The following is a 17,142-nucleotide window of genomic DNA, read 5'->3' as shown; positions in this document are numbered from 1 at the left end:
GACGCAACGGATCACGCCCGCTGCAGGCGACGCTTCAACCGCGTATCCATCAAGCCCACGGCCAGCAGCAACGCACTGGTCAGCCAGCCAGCGGCCAGCAGATGGGTGTGCGGCAAGACCACGCCCAGCACGACCAGCGCCACGGCACCGAACAGATGCGAATACGGGGCGCGCCCGTACACAACGCGCTTGTAGAGGGCGCTGCCAAGCAGGTAGATCAACGGCCCGGCGACCAGCACCGTTGCATATACCGGCGTCACCGCCGCTTCCGGGTGATCCATCACCAGGTCGTTGCCCACCGCGGTGGCGATGATGCCGGCAATCAGCAGCGCGTGCACGTAGTGGAAATTGGCGCCCATCCGCCCGGGGTCCTCGGAATGGGTGATCGCCGCAGTGGCGTCGCGGCTGGAAATGCCGAAATACAGCCACCACATGGCAATGGTGCCGGCGAAGGTGGCGAGCACCGCAGACACCACCGCAGCACTCCACTGCTCGACCTCGCTGAGCACGCCACCGGTAGCCAACAGCGTCTCGCCGAGTGCGACGATGACGAACAGCTGGCAGCGTTCGGCCAGGTGCCCCCCCTCAATGGTCCAGTCGCGAGTGTGCGAACGACCCATGCCCGGGAACGCGAAGCCAAACATCGGCGAGATGTATTCGCAGGCCACCGCCACCGCCCACAGTGCCAGCCGCAGGTGGCCCTCGGCCGCCGCGCCGGCCAGCCAGAAGCAGGCCGACACGCTGACCCAGGCCAGCATGCGGCGGAAGTTCGGCGCCAACGGATGCTTGCGGCCGACCTCCAGCAACACGAACGCGGTGCGTCCGACCTGCATCGTGGCGTACGCCCCGGCGAAGATCCACGCACGATCGGCGAAGGCCTCGGGAATGGACGAGGACATCAGCAGCGCCAGCAACATGGTGACGAACAGCAGGCTGCGGATGCGTGGCGCCTCGGGATCGAACCAGTTGCTGACCCAGCAGGCGTACTGCCAGCCCAGCCAGACCGCGAACCACAGCACCAGCGTCTGCATCACCCCGACCAGGTCCAGGTGATGCAGCAGATGGTGGCTGAGCTGGGTGACCGCGAACACGTAGACCAGGTCGAAGAACAGCTCTTCGTAGGTCACGCGGGCGTGGTGGCCATCGCGCTGGCGTAGGGCGGGCAGCCGCAGTCGTGTGCTCATCGCAATCCTTCAGCGCGCCAGGCGCCAGTAAAGGAACCCGGCCAGCAACGCCGGCACGGTGAATACCAGCAACAGGATCGGCAGCTCTTCACGCATCGCGTATCCTGCCTTGCTCACGCCCACCCACAGATTGACCACCGTCACCAGCAGCCAGGTGGCGATGAACGCAATCAGGGCCGTGGGCACCTGTGACTGACCCACGCTCCACAGCCGCCCGAAGAGCAGGAATACCCCCAGCAACAGCACCCCACCCACCATCACCAGAAGCACGTGCATGGTCCATCCCCTTGAGCCTGCTGGCAGGCTAGCCGCAGCCGATTCTGCGCTCCAGCCCGTGGAGATGGATTCACAATCCATGGCTGGCGAACAATCCTGCGCAGGCCGTGATGGACCTTATCGCAGCCATGAATTATTCGCGAAACGGCCGGCGCGGCCCGCGTGCTAGCTTCATCGGCCCCAGTCCAGACACCTTTCTGCCATGCGCCTCTGCCTGACTACCCTCGCCCTGGCTGCCACGCTTGCCTTTGATGTCACTGCCGCCGACGAACCGCTGCCCCAGCTCCGGGCCTACACGGTGGACAGTTCATGGCTGCAGCCGATGGCACCGCTGCAGATTGCGGACCACACCTGGCAGATCGGCACCGAGGACCTGACCGCGCTACTGGTGCAGACCGCCGACGGTGCGGTGCTGCTTGACGGCGGCATGCCGCAGATGGCCGGTCACCTGCTGGACAACATGAAGGCACGCGGGGTGGCAGCACAGGATCTACGGCTGATCCTGCTCAGCCATGCGCATGCCGACCATGCCGGCCCGGTGGCGGAACTGAAGCGCCGTACCGGTGCGAAAGTGGTGGCCAACGCCGAATCAGCCGTGCTGCTGGCGCGCGGTGGCAGCAACGACCTGCACTTTGGCGACAGCATCACCTTTCCGCCGGTCAGCACCGACCGCATCATCATGGATGGCGAGGTGGTCAACGTGGGCGGCATCGCGTTCACCGCGCACTTCATGCCGGGCCACACCCCCGGCAGCACTGCCTGGACCTGGACCGATACCCGCGATGGCAAGCCGCTGCGCATCGCCTATGCCGACAGCCTGAGCGCGCCGGGCTACCAGCTGCAGGGCAACGCCCGCTATCCGCGCCTGGTCCATGACTACCGGCGCAGCTTCGCTACGGTGCGCGGCCTGCCCTGCGACCTGTTGCTGACCCCGCATCCGGGCGCCAGCAACTGGAACTATGCCGCTGGCAGCAAGGCCAGCGCCAAGGCACTGACCTGCAACGCGTACGCGGATGCGGCCGAGAAGAAGTTTGACGCCCAGTTGGCCAAGGAAGCGGCCGGGGTCCGCTGATTCTGTAGAGCCGAGCCCATGCTCGGCTTGCCGGCCAAACACAGCCGAGCATAGGCTCGGCTCTACACAAGACGCGTCGGAGAGTGCCGGTCAGGACGACTGGCACCCTCCGTCCATCAGCCGCCCTGACCGTGCTGGGCAAACGGCTCGGTGCTGCCGTCGGTGCGCACCAGCTCGACGGTGTACGGCTGCACGTAGCCGTCCGGCATTTCCATGCCCGGCGACCCGGCTGGCATGCCGGGCAGCACCAGCCCGCGCGCGGCCGGGCGTTCGGCCAGCAGGCGCTTGATGTCCTCGGCCGGGATGTGACCCTCGACCACGTAACCGCCGATCTCGGCGGTATGGCAGGGGGCCTTGCCGACCGGCACGCCCAAGCGGACCTTGATCGGGTTCATGTCATCGGAGTCGCGCACATCGACCTGGAAGCCGGCGGCCTTCAGGTGGTCGACCCAGATGCCGCAGCAACCGCAGCTGGCGGTCTTGTGCACGATGGCGACCGGCAAGGCTGGATCGATCTTGGCCGGGCTCGCCTGGGCCGGTGCCGCGGAGGATTCTTCGGCGGCACGAGCGCAGGCGGTCGTGGCCAGCACGGTGCCCAGCAGCAGGCCGAGGGAAAGAGTACGGTTCATTGAGTGATTCCTTTGCAGAGGCGGGCAAAGCGCCCCGCCACCCACGCATTGAAGGCGCAGGTAGCGTCGAGAGAAAGTCGAACAGTCATGGCAGGCGCTTGAGGCCTGCAGGAATTCACGCGATGGGGGGACGCAACGGATCCGGCATCAACGGGGGCGCGCGTTGCTGGCTACTGGCTGGAGCGGGCGCCTCGCGCCAAAGGCAGGCTGGTGTCCCGTTCAGCGTTGCCAACATGCCCAAGCATGCCGGCGGGCATTCGCACTGGCCACTCTGGCAAGCCGCCGGACCTGCATCATCGCAACACCCCGCCGAAGCCATCCCGGCCGAGTGCGGTGCCACGCAATGGTCCTGGCTGGCCGGACCGCTGTAGGAAGACGCGGCGAGCGCCAGCGCCGGTGCATTCAGCACCAGGGCAACAAGCAGCATCCATCGCAGTATGAGGCCAGGCAGGTTCACCCGCCGATGATAGCCGATGCACAACTGCACAGCATGGGGTGGCAGCGCCCACGCCCGCCTGGCAGCCACGCTGCCGACTTGCGCGACGGCCCCTGCTATGGCGAGATGGCGATCGTGGCCCACTGCCTTGCCATGCCCCTGTCCCTGACACGGAGTTTCCCCCATGAATGGACTCATGCGAACACTGCTTGTGATGCTGTTGTTGTCGTGCGCGACCATCGCCCACGCCGGTGCATCCGGTGAAGATGAAGCAAGCGAACGCGCCGAAGTCTCCCGGCAGGCAAAGCAACTGCTGGAGAAGCAGGATTTCGCCAGACTGGAGCAACTCGCCAGTCGTTACCGGGATACGGATCGCTACTTCAGCAGTGGTGTCTGGAAGCTTTCGGCGTACTACGTAGGCATCGGCTATGCCTTCAGCATGAGCAACCGTGACCCGGCCTACTGGCAGGGTCGCGAGAAGCTCGTGCAGGCGTGGATCTCGCGCTACCCCAGGTCGCCGTCGGCGCGCCTGGCCATGGCTGAGATGCTCAGCCGCCAAGGCTGGAGCATCCGCGGCCCCGGCTATGCAAATACGGTGAAGGAAGAGGACTGGGCACCGTTCAAGGCGCTGCAGCAGCAGGCCGTTGACTACCTGCTGAAGTACAAGGACATCGCCAGCACGGACCCGTACTGGTACGAGTCGATGGAACACCGGGCGATCGAACAGAGTTGGGATGCAGACCGCTTCTTCGCATTGCATGACGAAGGCATCGCGCGCTATCCGGGCTACTTCCCGCTCTACTTTGCTGCCGTGCGCTATTTCGCTCCGAAGTGGGGCGGCGATCCGGCTGGCCTGGAAGCCTATGCACGCAGGGTCATGGCTGCGGCCCCACCGCAGGACCAATACATGCTGTACGCCCGTATCTACTGGGTCGCCTCGCAGCGGGAGTACGAGGACCGTTTGTTCACCGAGTCGAAAGTGAACTGGCCGACCATGAAACGCGGCTTCGAAGACGTGCTGTCACGTTATCCCTCGCCATGGAACCTGCAATCATTCGCGTACTTCGCCTGCCAGGCCAACGATCCCGTCAAGGCCCGAGAACTGCTGGCACAGATCCAGGAACCGATCGTGGGCGCCTGGCGGGATACCGCCAACTATTTCCGTTGCTCCTTTGCGCTGGATGAACCCAATCCACATGCCGGAAGCCCATAGGACTGGATTGATCCACTGCTAGGTGACCGCCGGCATCGCCCGCATCCGCACCGGGATCGACTTGGCTGCGGGGGTGCCGCTGATCCGGTCGTGGTAATCCAGCGGCAGCAACGGGTTCAGTTCGGGGTAGTAGCCGGCCAGCGCGCCGCGCGGCATCGGGTAATCGAGCACGGTCAAGCCTTCGATGCGTCGCTGCACGCCATCACTGCTGATCGTCTCCAGGCTGACCAGCGCCTCCTTCCGCAGCCCGCGCGCCAGCCGGTCCTCGATGTTCATGAACAGCACCATGCGATCGTTGTACACGCCGCGGTAGCGATCGTTGTAGCTGTAGATGGTGGTGTTGTACTGATCGTGCGAGCGCACGGTGGCCAGCCGCAGCATGTCGGGGTCGTGAACCGGATCATCCACGTCCAGGCCAGGCATCACCAGGATGTTGGCCTTGCCATTGGGCGTGGACCAGACGCGGCGACGCGGCGGGATATCCAGATGGAAGCCGTGCGGCTGCTGGATGCGCTGGTTGAAGCCGGTGTAGATCTCCGGGTACACGGCCGCGATCAACTCACGGATGTGTGCGTAGTCGTGCATGCAGCCTGCCCAGTCGACCCTGCTGTGCGGCAGCGTGGCCATCGCCATGCGACAGACGATCTCGACTTCGGGCAACACATCGGGGCTCACCGGCTCGAGTACGCCCCGCGAGGCGGTCACATTGGACATCGCGTCTTCAATGGTGACGAACTGCTCGCCGAGCGGCGTGACGATGCGCTCCGAGCGCGCCACCACCGGCAGGATCAGCGCATCGCGGCCATGAACCAGGTGCCCACGGTTGAGCTTGGTGGCGATGCCCACGGTCAGGTCCAGCCCACGCATTGCCTCGTACGCGCGCGGCGTATCGGGCACGGCATGAATGAAGTTGCCACCCAGGCCGATGAACACCCTGGCGCTGCCGTCCAGCATCGCCTCGATGGATTCGACCACATGGTGGCCATACTCGCGCGGCGGGTCGAAACCGAACACCTGCTGCACGCGGTCGTGATAGGCCGGCTTGGGCTTCTCGTCGATGCCGACGGTGCGGTCGCCCTGCACATTGGAATGGCCCCGGATCGGCCCGATGCCAGCACCGGGCTTGCCGAAGTTGCCACGCAGCAACAGCAGGTTGGCGACCTGCTGCAACAGTCGCGAGCCGTACTGGTGCTGGGTCAGCCCCATGCCGTAGCAGATCACGGTGGCATTGGAGCGGATGTAGATCTCAGCACAGCGTCGGATCTGCGCCTGCGAAATGCCGGACACCTGCACGATCTCGTCCCAGTCCTGCGCCATCACGTCGTCACGCAGCGCCTCCAGGCCCACCGTGTGTTCGGCGAGGAATGCATGGTCGAGCACACGCTCACCCTGCGCCTCGCGCTCGAACATCACCTTCATCATGCCCTTGATCAGGGCCAGGTCGCCGCCGATGCGGATGTGCACGAACTCGCTGGTGATCTCGGTCGAACCGAACGTGGCCATCTGCACCATGTCCTGCGGCTCGGCGAAGCGGATCAGCGCGCGCTCGGGCATCGGGTTGACCGCCACGATCGGAATGCCGCGTTTGCGTGCCTCCACCAGGTTGCTCATCATCCGCGGTGAATTGGTGCCGGTGTTCTGCCCGATCACGAAGATCGCCTCGGCATGCTCGAAATCCTGCAGCACGATGGTGCCCTTGCCCACCCCGATGGCTGGCGGCAGGCCACGGCTGGTCGGCTCGTGGCACATGTTCGAGCAGTCCGGGAAATTGTTGGTGCCGAACTCGCGCACGAAGATCGAATACAGGAACGCGGCTTCGTTGGGCGTGCGGCCGGACGTGTAGAACTCGGCCTGGTGCGGGCTGTCCAGCGCCTGCAGGTGGCGGCCGATCAGCGCGAAGGCATCGTCCCAGCTGCACGGCACGTAGTGGTCGGTGGCTGCGTCGTAGCGCATCGGCTCGGTCAGCCGGCCCTGCATCTCCAGCCAGTAGTCGGTTTGCGCCATCAGTTCGGTCACGGTGTACCGGGCGAACAGTTCGCGGCCGGCGCGGAACTGGGTGGCTTCCCAGGCCAGTGCCTTCGCGCCGTTCTCGCAGAACTCGAGCTTCCTGCGTTCGTCAGCGTCAGGGAACGCGCAACTGGGGCACTTGAAGCCGCCGGGCTGGTTCATCGCCAGCAGCGCCTTCGACCCCTTGCCGATCACACTCTGCTGCAGCAGCACCTTGGCGGTGGCACCAGCGGCACCCCAGCCTCCGGCCGGCTGGTTGTAGGGCTTGTAACGCGGCGGTTTCTGCTCGGACATGTTCGGGAACCTTACGGAAGGAACGCGGCAACAATGGGCACATCGCAGTCCGGCGGCGCTTCAATCGCACGGCCAGCCGCACAGTCAAACACGGCCTGCGCGGCTTCGCCAGAGGGTACAGGCTGTTTTAGCGCAGCCTGCCATGACAACGGTTACACCCGCGTCAGCGCATGGCCACTGCGCTATTCTCGATGCCGTGGGTGGTCCACCACCTGCGTATCTCCCTAGCCCGGACGCGCTGCATGCCTGATTCGCCCCCACCGCACACCCCGCCTGCCGGCACGGCCCAGCGTCCGTTGCAGCGCTGGCGCGGCGAGGGGCGACAGCCGCTGGTCGACGTGGTCGCTGAGGAAGTGCCGGTCGCACTGCGTTACAACGACGCCGCCTTCGCGGTGATGATGGCCACGCCCTGCGACCTGGAGGACTTTGCGCTCGGGTTCTCGCTCAGTGAGGGACTGATTGCTGCGCCCTCGCAGCTGCTGTCGATCGACATCCGCCCGCAGCTGGAAGGCATCGAACTGCAGATGACCGTGGCCGAGGAGGCACCCGGTGCCGGCCTGGCCCCCGCCGATGGGCGCCTGCTGCCCGGCCGTGGTGGCTGCGGCCTGTGCGGCACGCGCCAGCTGGAAGAAGCGCTGCGCCCACTCCCGCAAATCCGCGAGCGACGCAGCTATTCCGCCGCCGCCCTGCAGCGGGCGTTGGCCACCTTGGCCCAGCACCAGCCGATGAATGCGGTGACTGGCTCCATCCACGCCGCGGCCTGGGCCGATGCCAAGGGGCGCATTGGCTGGGGGCGCGAAGACGTCGGCCGCCACAACGCGCTGGACAAGCTGATCGGCGCCCTGCATCACAACGAACACGCCATTGAAGGTGGCCTGCTGGTGATCTCCAGCCGGGCCAGCTACGAAATGGTCAGCAAGGCGGTACGCGCCGGTGCCAGCGTGCTCGCGGCGGTGTCGGCGCCGACCGCGCTGGCGATCGACCTGGCCCGCAGCGCCGGCCTGTGCCTGGTCGGGTTCGCGCGGGAGAGCGGGTTCAATGTCTATACCCATCCCGAACGGCTGCGGGCAGACGACCTTTAGTAGGGCCGCCCCCCATCTGCACCCTTCGGAGCGGCCCGGGCGACCACTGCCACCCGGGCCAGGCCACATCTCAGCGCAGCGCGACCTTCGGGAAGTCCACCGGCACGTCGAACGCTACGTTGACGTAGTTGGTGAACAGGTTGAGCGCGACGTGGGCGAGGATCTCAACGATCTGCTCATCATCGAAGCCAGCCGCACGCAGCGCCTGCACGTCGCCATCGGCAATCTGCGCTCGTTGCTCGACCACCTTCAGCGCGAAGTCCAGTGCAGCGGTGGTAGCCGGGTCGCTGGACTGGCCGATCTGCGCGGCGGCCATCTGCTCGCCGCTGGCGCCGGCCTTGCGGCCCAGCGCGGTGTGCGCGGCGAGGCAGTACTCGCAGGCATTGCGGTTGGCGATGGCCACGGCGATCTGCTCGCCCAGCAGCGGCGACAGGCGACCGCCGCCCAGCGCGCCGAACGAACCCCACATGCTCTGCAGGGCAGCCGGCGAGTTGGCCACGGCGCGGAACATGGCCGGGGTGGCGCCGAAGGCGGCGTGGACCTGGCCCAGCAGGGCCTGACGGTCGGCGGTGGTGTTGGCGGCATCGATCAGGGGGACACGGGACATGGTGGATCTCCTTGGGAAAGCGCCCGGGATTGGACGACCCGCTCATCCTAGGTAGACTCCCTGGACGAATCAGGCGCAATAAACCACACATGTTGTCCATTCATCCATGAGCGTGTCCGCCGACGCTTCCACACCCGACCGCCTCTCCTCCCTGCTGGAACGCTTCCGGGTGCAGGCGGCGCTGTTCCACACTGGCCCGCTGTGCGGGCAGCATGTCTTCGAGCCGCAGCCCGGTCGTGCGTTCTTGCATATCCTGCGCCAGGGTGAGATGGAGGTCCGTCATCCCGAGGGCGATATAGCGCTGCCCCGGCTGAAGATCGACACACCCAGCCTGCTGCTCTACCCCCAGCCGCTGCACCATGTGTTCTTCAACGCGCCGCTGGATGGCCCGGATTTCACCTGCGCCACGCTGGATTTCGATGGCGGCGCGCGCAATCCGATCGTGCAGTCGCTGCCACCGGTGATGGTGGTGCCGCTGGCGGCGATCGGCGAACTGGATGACACCCTGCACCTGCTGTTCGCCGAGGCCGATCGCCAGCGCTGCGGTTCCCGGCTACTGACCAACCGCCTGTTCGAGGTGGCGCTGATCCAGATCCTGCGCTGGGTGGTGGACCACCCGGATGCGGCGGGCGTTAGCCATGGGCTGATGCGCGGGCTGTCCGATGCGCGGCTGGCACGCACGCTGGTGGCGATGCACCAGGCACCGCAGGACGAATGGACGCTGCCGCGCATGGCCGCGACCGCCGGCATGTCGCGCAGCGCGTTCGCGGCCGTGTTCAAGGACGTGATGCAGGCAACGCCAGCCAGCTACCTGCTGGACTGGCGGCTGAGCCTGACCTGCGCGCAGCTGCGGGCAGGCGTGGCGGTCAAGCAGGTGGCGATCGAGGTGGGGTTTGCCGATACCGCCTCGCTGTCGAAGGCGTTCCGAAAGCGATTGGGGGTATCGCCGAGGGCGTGGCTGGCCGCGAGCGCCGCGCAGGCTGGGCAGACGCGCGAGGGGTAGAGTCGACTGTCAGTCGACTATCGCGCGAAGCGCGGGGTTTCGTTGTCTGAGCGAAGAGCAGTCGACTAACAGTCGACTCTACAAGTGCGGTGATCCGTCAGACTTCGCCAGCAGCCCGGCGATGCGCTCGGCAACACGGGCGCGCACGCCTGCATCCAGCTGGCCTTGGTACATCGCCTCGTAGATCCACAGGCCATCGGCGGCCAGCCGCGCCACGAAATTGTCGAGCGCAGTTGCATCGTCGCTGCCGGCCTCGGGTGCGGAAGGTGCCCAGCGTCGCACCGCAGGCCCCCACGGACGCTCTTCGGCGTCCGGGTCGGCCGATTCCAGCATGAACATCAGTTCGGCACGGGTGGCGCTCTGCGCCGAGACGCGCACGAAGGTCTGGTAGCGCTCCAGTGCCGTCGCCTCATCCGCGCGCTTGCCCAGCAATGCTTCCATCGACGTCTCCCAGGCCTGCACCAGGTGCTCGTCGATGCCGCGCAGCAGCGCCTCGCGCGAGGGGAAGTGGTACAGCAGGCCGCCGCGGGTCAGCTTGGCCTCGGCCGCCACCGACTCGAAGGTCACCGCTCGCACGCCATCACGATTGATCACGTTGACGGCGGCGTCGAGGATGCGGTCGCGCTTGCTGGTTCTCATCGCTTCATTTTACGCGATCGGCCGCACCCTCGCGGCTGCCGACGCGGCCGCGCAGCAGGCGCGCCAGGATCGTCGCGCCCAGCGCCAGCACCGCCGTGATCACCAGCAGCACGATCTGGTAGCCACGGTCATACGCCGCCGCAGTCAATGCGAACCACTCGCCCTGCCCGCTCTCGCGCGCGGCATGCAGCGCCTGGGTGAAGCCTTCACGGGCCAGTGCCGGCATGTCTGCCGAGACCGGCAGGAACGCGCTGTACATCGCGGCGCTCAGGCTGCCCAGCATCGCCACCGCCAGCAGGCCGCCGAACTCATAGGATACCTCTTCCACCGAAGAGGCCATGCCCGCGCGGTGTGCCGGCACATTGTTGAGGATGGCGGTGGACGCTACCGAGATGGCCGCGCCCATGCCGAAGCCGGTGATCGCCATGCCCGCGACCACCCAACCGAGGCCGTGCGGGAAGCCGAAGGCCACCACGCCCACACCCAGCGCACCCGCAGCCAGGCCACCACAGATCAGCGGGCGCAGGCCCACCCGGTGCAGGATGCTGCCGCCCAGCAGCGCGCTCGGAAGGCTGCCCAGTGCCGCCACCGACACCAGCAGGCCCGCCTGCAGCGGCGTGAAGCCTGCCACCAGCTGGAAGCGCTGGGTGGTGACCAGCTGCAGGCCGGCCATCGCGAACAGGGTGAACACCGCCGACAGCGTGCCGGCCAGGAACGCCGGGTTGCGGAAGATCGCGAAGTCCAGCAGCGGGTACGGCAGCTGTTGCTGGCGGCGCGCGAACGCCGCGCCGCTGATGACGGCCAACAGCAGCGCGCCCGCGCCCAGCGCATACGACGGCGGCGTAGCGATCAGCGACTTGATCGCCAGCACCAGGCCGGACAGTGCCGCCAATGCCAGCACCGAGGACGCAAGGTCCCATGGCCGCGAGGTGTCGCGCTGGCCTTCCGGCGCCAACAGCAGCGTGGCCACGAACGCGACCACCACCACCGGCACGTTGATCAGGAACACCGAGCCCCACCAGAAGTGCTGCAGCAGCCAGCCGCCAATGATCGGTCCGAGCGCCGCGCCGACGATGGCCACCGAACCCCAGATCGCGATGGCGATGTTGCGTTCGCGCTCTTCGTGGAAGCTCAGGCCGATCAGCGCCAACGTGGCCGGCATCATCGCTGCGGCACCGACCGCCAGGAACGCGCGTGCGGCAATCAGCTGCGCTGCGGTGTCGGCGAACGCCGCTGCCAGCGAGGCGCCGCCGAACACCACCAGGCCGATCAGGAACATGCGGCGGTGGCCGATGCGGTCGCCCAGCGTGCCCGCGCCGAGCAGCAGGCCGGCCATTACCAGCGGATAGGCATTGATGATCCACAGCGCCTGGCCGGCACTGGCCGAGAGTTCCTCGGTCAGGGTGGGCAGTGCGGTGTAGAGCACGGAGTTGTCGAGGGTGACCAGCAGCAGGCCGGCGGCGACGGTGAACAGCAGTGCCCAGCGACGGGCACGCGACAGGGCCGGAGCACCGGCCAAGGGCTGGGACAAAGCCATGGGAGATCCTGGTGGGGGTGGATTACGATCATAACTATACCGGATGTCCTGTATAGTTATGATCTTCAAAGCCCACCGATTCAGCTTTTGTAGAGGCGGGCTTGCTCGACTGCGCCGGCAGCCAGGCATGGCCTGGCTCTACTGATGAACGTCTACCGGCAGTCTTCCGGCAACGCGGCGATGGCCGATACCACGGCCGCCTGCATGCCCTGCCCCACGGCGGCGTCCAGTTCGCCGCCGATGCCCCCATGTTGGCGCCGTAGTTCGTCCTCGCACAGGCCGCGCACGCGCGCACGGGCATTTGCGCGCAGGCTGCTGCATCGCCAGTCGGTGCCACCCAGCGGCAGCACCGAATACACCACGCTGTTGCAGGCATTGCCGGCGCGCTGCTGCAACGGCAGTCCACCGAAATCCCGCGGTTCACTGCCGCGCTGCGGGTCGAAGTAGCTGTCCGGGAACGTGCGCGCGTACTGTTCGATGTCCACGGCCATGCGGCGGCCACCGGCCAACGGCATCTGCAGCGTCTGCCCGCACGGCGTCGCGTCGGCGCGATGCTGGATGTACTGGTACATCGGCCGGTCCAACGATGGGTCCTGCTGGGTCACCGCGCTGACTGCCGCCAGCACCGGCAGCGATGCACGATTGGCCATGCGCGCCAGCAGCCCCGCCTGCGCCGGCTGGCAGCGGTCGCGCAATGTTGCCGCGAGCAGGAAGAGCACGTCGTTGCGAAACGCGGGGTCATCACCCAGGCGCTGTTCGATACGCTGGCTGGCATCGGACGCCGGTGCCGGAAACGCGACCGCCGGCGGCGCGGTGGGTGCGCGCTGCCGCTGCCACCACACCAGCAGCACCACCGCGCCCACGATCAGCCCGGCAGCCATGATCCATCGCCTGCGCATCAGTTGCGGATCGCCGTCAGCGTGGCTGCCGCGGCATCGTAGGACGCGCTGGCGATGTCCGCGTCAAAACGCTTCACCTGCAGGCGGCCGGCAAGCCGGTACGGATCCCACAGATCGCCCAGCGCGATCGGTGTCGCCAGGGTCACGTGGATGATCTGGTTCGGTGGTGGTGGCGGCACGTGGATGCACGCGCCGTAGAACGGCACGAACAGCAGTTCATCCACCAATCCTGCATCGTTGGTACCGAGCGGTACCACGTAGCCATCCAGATCCGCCGCGCGACCATCGACAGCATCGACCACCCGCGAAGAGCCGAACTGCTTGGCACGATCCGGGCTGGAATGGTCGATCTCCAGCCCCGGTGGCGTGCCCGAGCCGGTGTCGTCGATCAGGCCACCCACGCCGTCCATGCCATTGCGCGACGGGCCGATCTGCGGCGGCGGGCGCTGGTAGGTCACTTCGTCGGGTCGCAACGCGTCCCAACGGTCGATGGGGGCTTCGGCCGTGGCGGAGGGCGCCGGTTTGTCCTGCGGCGTGACCACCACGGCATCGCCGCCCGGCGCGGTACAGCCCGCCAACCACAGGCATCCCAACGCCAGCAACAGGTGACTACGGTTCATACGGCCTCAGCTGTGCGTCACGCATGGTGTAGGCCGAACCGGCCAGATCGTCGTCCAACCGTTCGGCACGCAGGGTGCCGGCCAGGAAGAACGGCGAATACATGTCAGGCATGTCGATCGGGCGCGGCAGCACCACGTGTACGATCTGGTTCGGCGGCGGTGGTGGCACGTGGATGCAGGCGCCGTAGTACGGCACGAACAGGAATTCGGTCAGCCGCCCGTCCTGCGCGTTGGCCAGTGGCACCACGTAACCCGGCAGGCGCACCGGCCGCTGCAGGACCGTGTCCACCGTGCGGAAGGTACCGAACTGCGGCATGCGCCGGTTGCCGTTGTGCTCGACCTCCGGGCCCTCGCCCCGCTCCAGCGCGGCCAGCTCGTCCTTGGGCATCATCTGCAACCAGTCCAGCTCCTGCTCCACAGCGCCTGCAGGGTCATCGCGGTCGACGACCGGCGAGGGTGGCAAGGCCTGTACGCCGGTATCCACCGGCCGCTCGCAGGCGGCCAGTGCCAGCACCATCGACAGCGACAGCATCCAGCGCATGCTCAGCCTCCCGGCGACAGGCCATCGGCCAGCGTGCGCCGGTAGGCCAGCAATGCCGGCACCAGCCCGGCCACCGCGCTGATCGCCAGCACGCCTGCCACCCAGGCCAGCTCGCGGCCGTCCGGCCAGACATGGGTGATCGACAGGCCAAAATTGGCCAGGGCCCAGCCGCGCCCGGCCATGCTGGCGGCTACCAGCAGCGCCAACGCCAGCATGCACGCTACTGCACTGGTCGCCACCGCCTCCACCACCAGCAGGCCGGCGATGTAGCCCGGGCGTGCCCCGGTGGCACGCAGGATGGCCATCTCGCGCCGCCGCTCCTGCAGGGTCGAGACCAGCAGCGCCACCAGCGAAACCATGCCCAGCAGCACCACCATCGCACTGATCAGCTGCAGCGCCCGCTCGGCGGTGCCCAGTGACTGCCACAGCTGCTGCAGGGTCACGCCGGGCAGGATCGCCAGCATCGCCTCGTCCGGATACTCGTTGATCCTGCGCTGTACCGAGAACGTGGAGATGCGCGAGTTCAGGCCGAGCATGAAGGCGGTGATGCTGGTCGGGGTCAGGTCCAGGTGGCGCGCCTGCTCGGCGCTGACGCTCTGGCTGCGCAGCTGCACGCCCGATCGCCAGTCAACATGGATCGCCTCGATGGCCGGCAGCGAGACCAGCAGCGACGAATCCACCGGCGTGCCGGTGCGCTGCAGGATGCCGGCAACGCGGAACGGCTTGTCGGCATGCGTGGCCAGCGTGACCGCGCCGGTGCCGTGCGCCAGCACGATCTCGTCGCCGAGGCCGACCTTCTGCTCGCGAGCCACCTCCGCGCCGATCACCGCGTCATACAGATCATCGAAGGGCCGCCCCTGTGCAAAGGCCAGCGCGTGGCCGGAACCATAACGATAGTGTTCAAAGTAGCCGCCAGTGGTACCCACTACCCGGTAGCCGCGCCAGGAATCGCCCAGCGACAACGGCACCGACCACTTCACCTGCGGCAATGCGGACAGCTCCTGGTAGGACTGCCAGGACACGTTGTTGGTCGGGTCGCCGATATGGAACACCGAATACAGCAGCAGGTTCACCGGTCCCGAACGCGCACCGACGATCAGATCGGCGCCCGATACGGTGCTGGCAAACCCCTCGTGCGCCTGCGTGCGTACACGCTCGACGCCCAGCAGCAGCACCACGCTGAGGGTGATGACCAGCACGGTCAGGCCCACGCTCAACGCGCGGCTGCGCAGGCTGGCCCAGGCAAGCTCAAGCATGGCCGGCACCTGCCTGGTTGATCTCGGACAGTGAAATGGTGCGGTCGAACAACGGCTGCAGGCTATCGTCATGGCTGACCACCAGCACCGTGGTGCCGACCGCCTGGCACTGCGCGGACATCAGCTGCAGGAAGGCGGTCGCCGATTCGCGGTCGAGCGCCGAGGTGGGCTCATCGGCCAGCAGCAACGTCGGACGGCCGATCAGGGCGCGCGCTGCCGCCACGCGTTGTTGCTGGCCAACACTGAGCGTACCCGCCCGCCGCTGCATCAGCTCAGGATTGAGCTGCAGGGCCTGCAGCAGGCGGGCGATCTCGGCATCCAGCGGCCCGCTGATGCGTGCGCTGCGCAGGCGCGAGAAGCGCAGGCCCAGCGCGATGTTGTCGCGCACGGTGAGGAACGGCAGCAGATTGAACTGCTGGAAGATCACGCCCAGCTGGTCGGCACGGAAACGATCCCGCGCCGCAGCACCCACGTCCTGCAGTGCGTGGCCGGCCACCTCGACACGGCCCTTGCCGGGCAGCAGCACGCCCGCCAGCAGGCCCAGCAGGGTGCTTTTGCCGCCACCGCTGATTCCGCGCAGCAACACGCTGCTGCCCTGCTCGACCCACAACCGCGGGATGTCCAGCACCAGCCGCGTGCCGTAGCCGAACTGCACGTCTTCCAGCGAGATCACCGGTGCCGCGCTCACGGTGCCAGCACCACGCGCAGGTTGTCGGGCGTCAGCACACTGCGGTTCTGGCCATTGGCGGTTGCACTGTTGACGATGACTTCGTGCAGGCCCGGGAACAGCACGGGCAAGCGCACGACGATCGCCCGCAGCTCCGCAGGTTTGGCACAGTGGTACTGCAGCGTTGCGCTGAAACCTGCGTGCCGGTGCTGTCCCGGCGGCGGCGCGGCGGCCGTCGCGTCGAAACCCTCTGCATCGGCTTTACCGGTGGCCAGACGGCACTCTGCAGCGGTGGGCAAGGTGACCCAGTTGCCGCCCTTCAGCAATGACGTCGCCCGTGCCAGCGCGGCCTGCTCGGCTGCATTGGCCGGCGGCCGCTCGTAATCGAGGATGCCGATGCCGGGGGCCTGAAGGGCGAATTCCAGGGTTTGCTGGTCAAGCGCAACATCCACTGTTGCCTGGCCATGCACGTGCGGTGCGTGCTGGCGGACGTCATGGGCCTGTGCGGCGCTGGCAGCCAGCAGCAGGAATAGAACAGCAGGAAGCTTCATGGGGGAGTCTCCAATTGTTACTATGTAACATTATGGACCATATCCCCACGACGCCCGCAAGGGCCCTGGCCCAGCCGCCAACTTCGGCACGCTGGCACCCCCGCTTCGATCTTGCCGGTGCCTGGCTGTCCTTGGCCTGCGCCGCCCACTGCATCGCCCTGCCCCTGCTGCTGGCCTTCGTGCCGGCAGCGATGATGGCGCTGCGCTCGTTCCAGCATCCCGGCCATGGCGCGATGACATTGCTGCTGATGATGTCGCGCTGGGAGTGGCTGTTCGCGCTGCTGGCCTCCTCGCTGGCCTTGGCGAGCACCTCGGCCGGGGTGCACCGGCACGGGCGCTGGCAGCCTGTGCAGCTGGCCTGCACCGGCGCGATTCTGCTGCTGTCGGCCTCGCTGTACCTGCCGCTGAAGGAATCGCTGCTCTGGCATGGCGTGGCGACAGCCACTGGTGGCGTGCTACTGGCGGCGGCGCACATCGGCAACCGGCGCGCGCTGCGCACGCGCTGACACCGGCCGCGAGTCGGCAGCCCCGGGGACCGGCAGCCGGCCAGCGGCCGGCTCTACCCATCCGTACATGGGCCACGCATCAGGTGATACGCATTTGGTAGTGCCGGCCGCTGGCCGGCAGCC

The 17,142-nt window shown here is 67.2% G+C and carries 18 protein-coding genes; 5 read left to right on the top strand and 13 right to left on the bottom strand.

All coding sequences use genetic code 11. The annotated features are described in order from the left end of the window. Window positions 1-11: 11 nt before the first annotated feature. Together BN1263_RS17050 and BN1263_RS17045 are read right to left on the bottom strand one after the other, a co-directional pair. Window positions 12-1,184 (bottom strand): low temperature requirement protein A, encoded by a 1,173-nt coding sequence (locus tag BN1263_RS17050; RefSeq protein WP_058982823.1) that lies wholly within the window; start codon window positions 1,182-1,184, stop codon window positions 12-14. A gap of 9 nt (window positions 1,185-1,193) precedes the next feature. Next, the gene (locus BN1263_RS17045) at window positions 1,194-1,460 is read right to left on the bottom strand and encodes a hypothetical protein (protein ID WP_058982821.1); all 267 of its coding nucleotides are present in this window, start codon (window positions 1,458-1,460) and stop codon (window positions 1,194-1,196) included. 202 nt (window positions 1,461-1,662) lie between these two features. Between BN1263_RS17045 and blaL1 the strand changes: the two genes are divergently transcribed. Beyond that, window positions 1,663-2,532 carry a L1 family subclass B3 metallo-beta-lactamase gene (gene blaL1, locus BN1263_RS17040; protein WP_058982820.1) on the top strand — a complete coding sequence of 290 codons (870 nt, stop codon included), beginning with the start codon at window positions 1,663-1,665 and terminating at the stop codon, window positions 2,530-2,532. Between the two features lie 116 nt (window positions 2,533-2,648). On the opposite strand, the gene BN1263_RS17035 is transcribed toward blaL1, so the two are convergent. Then, complete coding sequence (locus tag BN1263_RS17035; RefSeq protein WP_080398867.1) at window positions 2,649-3,161, bottom strand: DUF411 domain-containing protein; 513 nt, start codon at window positions 3,159-3,161, stop codon at window positions 2,649-2,651. Between the two features lie 632 nt (window positions 3,162-3,793). Here BN1263_RS17035 and BN1263_RS17030 point away from each other — a divergent pair. Further along, entirely contained in the window at window positions 3,794-4,810 is a 1,017-nt protein-coding gene (locus BN1263_RS17030) for a DUF4034 domain-containing protein (protein WP_251103252.1), read from the top strand. A gap of 18 nt (window positions 4,811-4,828) precedes the next feature. Here BN1263_RS17030 and BN1263_RS17025 read toward each other — a convergent pair whose 3' ends face one another. Then, complete coding sequence (locus BN1263_RS17025; RefSeq protein WP_058982816.1) at window positions 4,829-7,111, bottom strand: FdhF/YdeP family oxidoreductase; 2,283 nt, start codon at window positions 7,109-7,111, stop codon at window positions 4,829-4,831. Between the two features lie 242 nt (window positions 7,112-7,353). Here BN1263_RS17025 and fdhD point away from each other — a divergent pair, with 242 nt between their 5' ends. Continuing rightward, window positions 7,354-8,193 (top strand): formate dehydrogenase accessory sulfurtransferase FdhD, encoded by an 840-nt coding sequence (fdhD, locus tag BN1263_RS17020; protein WP_058982814.1) that lies wholly within the window; start codon window positions 7,354-7,356, stop codon window positions 8,191-8,193. Window positions 8,194-8,263: 70 nt separating this feature from the next. On the opposite strand, the gene BN1263_RS17015 is transcribed toward fdhD, so the two are convergent. Continuing rightward, window positions 8,264-8,800 carry a carboxymuconolactone decarboxylase family protein gene (locus BN1263_RS17015; protein ID WP_058982812.1) on the bottom strand — a complete coding sequence of 179 codons (537 nt, stop codon included), beginning with the start codon at window positions 8,798-8,800 and terminating at the stop codon, window positions 8,264-8,266. A 106-nt stretch (window positions 8,801-8,906) separates the two neighbouring features. On the opposite strand from BN1263_RS17015, the gene BN1263_RS17010 reads away from it, so the two are divergent. Beyond that, window positions 8,907-9,803: an AraC family transcriptional regulator gene (locus BN1263_RS17010; RefSeq protein WP_058982810.1), complete on the top strand. Its 897-nt coding sequence runs from the start codon at window positions 8,907-8,909 to the stop codon at window positions 9,801-9,803. A 78-nt stretch (window positions 9,804-9,881) separates the two neighbouring features. On the opposite strand, the gene BN1263_RS17005 is transcribed toward BN1263_RS17010, so the two are convergent. The 8 genes from BN1263_RS17005 to BN1263_RS16970 are packed head-to-tail and all read right to left on the bottom strand — an operon-like array spanning window position 9,882 to window position 16,513. Further along, window positions 9,882-10,442, bottom strand: a complete 561-nt coding sequence (locus tag BN1263_RS17005; RefSeq protein WP_058982808.1) for a TetR/AcrR family transcriptional regulator — start codon at window positions 10,440-10,442, stop codon at window positions 9,882-9,884. Between the two features lie 4 nt (window positions 10,443-10,446). Then, on the bottom strand, window positions 10,447-12,108 hold the full coding sequence (locus BN1263_RS17000) for an MFS transporter (protein ID WP_144435383.1): 1,662 nt from the start codon (window positions 12,106-12,108) through the stop codon (window positions 10,447-10,449). Between the two features lie 23 nt (window positions 12,109-12,131). Then, the gene (locus tag BN1263_RS16995) at window positions 12,132-12,878 is read right to left on the bottom strand and encodes a hypothetical protein (protein ID WP_058982803.1); all 747 of its coding nucleotides are present in this window, start codon (window positions 12,876-12,878) and stop codon (window positions 12,132-12,134) included. Continuing rightward, complete coding sequence (locus BN1263_RS16990; protein WP_058982801.1) at window positions 12,878-13,498, bottom strand: DUF3299 domain-containing protein; 621 nt, start codon at window positions 13,496-13,498, stop codon at window positions 12,878-12,880. Before BN1263_RS16990 ends, BN1263_RS16995 begins: the two co-directional genes overlap by 1 nt. Further along, window positions 13,488-14,039 (bottom strand): DUF3299 domain-containing protein, encoded by a 552-nt coding sequence (locus BN1263_RS16985; protein WP_058982800.1) that lies wholly within the window; start codon window positions 14,037-14,039, stop codon window positions 13,488-13,490. The genes BN1263_RS16990 and BN1263_RS16985 overlap by 11 nt, the downstream gene beginning before the upstream one ends. Window positions 14,040-14,041: 2 nt before the next feature. Continuing rightward, a complete protein-coding gene (locus BN1263_RS16980) occupies window positions 14,042-15,295 on the bottom strand; it encodes an ABC transporter permease (RefSeq protein ID WP_058982798.1) in 1,254 nt (417 codons plus the stop codon). Further along, entirely contained in the window at window positions 15,288-15,983 is a 696-nt protein-coding gene (locus tag BN1263_RS16975; RefSeq protein WP_058982793.1) for an ATP-binding cassette domain-containing protein, read from the bottom strand. The genes BN1263_RS16980 and BN1263_RS16975 overlap by 8 nt, the downstream gene beginning before the upstream one ends. After that, window positions 15,980-16,513, bottom strand: coding sequence for a ZrgA family zinc uptake protein (locus tag BN1263_RS16970; RefSeq protein ID WP_058982791.1), 534 nt, complete (start codon window positions 16,511-16,513; stop codon window positions 15,980-15,982). Before BN1263_RS16970 ends, BN1263_RS16975 begins: the two co-directional genes overlap by 4 nt. A 32-nt stretch (window positions 16,514-16,545) precedes the next feature. Here BN1263_RS16970 and BN1263_RS16965 point away from each other — a divergent pair, with 32 nt between their 5' ends. Continuing rightward, the gene (locus tag BN1263_RS16965) at window positions 16,546-17,019 is read left to right on the top strand and encodes a MerC domain-containing protein (RefSeq protein ID WP_058982789.1); all 474 of its coding nucleotides are present in this window, start codon (window positions 16,546-16,548) and stop codon (window positions 17,017-17,019) included. Window positions 17,020-17,142: the final 123 nt, after the last annotated feature.

Source organism: Stenotrophomonas thermophila, assembly GCF_001499715.1.
Lineage (GTDB): Bacteria > Pseudomonadota > Gammaproteobacteria > Xanthomonadales > Xanthomonadaceae > Stenotrophomonas > Stenotrophomonas hibiscicola.
Note: the sequence above shows the minus strand (reverse complement) of the source record. Positions and strands in the feature narration are given on the sequence as shown.

Bases quoted from the DNA above. Each gene is read 5' to 3' on its own strand.
- BN1263_RS17050 (WP_058982823.1), bottom strand. From the start codon at position 1,184: ATGAGCACACGACTGCGGCTGCCCGCCCTACGCCAGCGCGATGGCCAC.
- BN1263_RS17045 (WP_058982821.1), bottom strand. From the start codon at position 1,460: ATGCACGTGCTTCTGGTGATGGTGGGTGGGGTGCTGTTGCTGGGGGTA.
- blaL1 (WP_058982820.1), top strand. From the start codon at position 1,663: ATGCGCCTCTGCCTGACTACCCTCGCCCTGGCTGCCACGCTTGCCTTT.
- BN1263_RS17035 (WP_080398867.1), bottom strand. From the start codon at position 3,161: ATGAACCGTACTCTTTCCCTCGGCCTGCTGCTGGGCACCGTGCTGGCC.
- BN1263_RS17030 (WP_251103252.1), top strand. From the start codon at position 3,794: ATGCGAACACTGCTTGTGATGCTGTTGTTGTCGTGCGCGACCATCGCC.
- BN1263_RS17025 (WP_058982816.1), bottom strand. From the start codon at position 7,111: ATGTCCGAGCAGAAACCGCCGCGTTACAAGCCCTACAACCAGCCGGCC.
- fdhD (WP_058982814.1), top strand. From the start codon at position 7,354: ATGCCTGATTCGCCCCCACCGCACACCCCGCCTGCCGGCACGGCCCAG.
- BN1263_RS17015 (WP_058982812.1), bottom strand. From the start codon at position 8,800: ATGTCCCGTGTCCCCCTGATCGATGCCGCCAACACCACCGCCGACCGT.
- BN1263_RS17010 (WP_058982810.1), top strand. From the start codon at position 8,907: ATGAGCGTGTCCGCCGACGCTTCCACACCCGACCGCCTCTCCTCCCTG.
- BN1263_RS17005 (WP_058982808.1), bottom strand. From the start codon at position 10,442: ATGAGAACCAGCAAGCGCGACCGCATCCTCGACGCCGCCGTCAACGTG.
- BN1263_RS17000 (WP_144435383.1), bottom strand. From the start codon at position 12,108: ATGCCTGGCTGCCGGCGCAGTCGAGCAAGCCCGCCTCTACAAAAGCTG.
- BN1263_RS16995 (WP_058982803.1), bottom strand. From the start codon at position 12,878: ATGCGCAGGCGATGGATCATGGCTGCCGGGCTGATCGTGGGCGCGGTG.
- BN1263_RS16990 (WP_058982801.1), bottom strand. From the start codon at position 13,498: ATGAACCGTAGTCACCTGTTGCTGGCGTTGGGATGCCTGTGGTTGGCG.
- BN1263_RS16985 (WP_058982800.1), bottom strand. From the start codon at position 14,039: ATGCGCTGGATGCTGTCGCTGTCGATGGTGCTGGCACTGGCCGCCTGC.
- BN1263_RS16980 (WP_058982798.1), bottom strand. From the start codon at position 15,295: ATGCTTGAGCTTGCCTGGGCCAGCCTGCGCAGCCGCGCGTTGAGCGTG.
- BN1263_RS16970 (WP_058982791.1), bottom strand. From the start codon at position 16,513: ATGAAGCTTCCTGCTGTTCTATTCCTGCTGCTGGCTGCCAGCGCCGCA.
- BN1263_RS16965 (WP_058982789.1), top strand. From the start codon at position 16,546: ATGGACCATATCCCCACGACGCCCGCAAGGGCCCTGGCCCAGCCGCCA.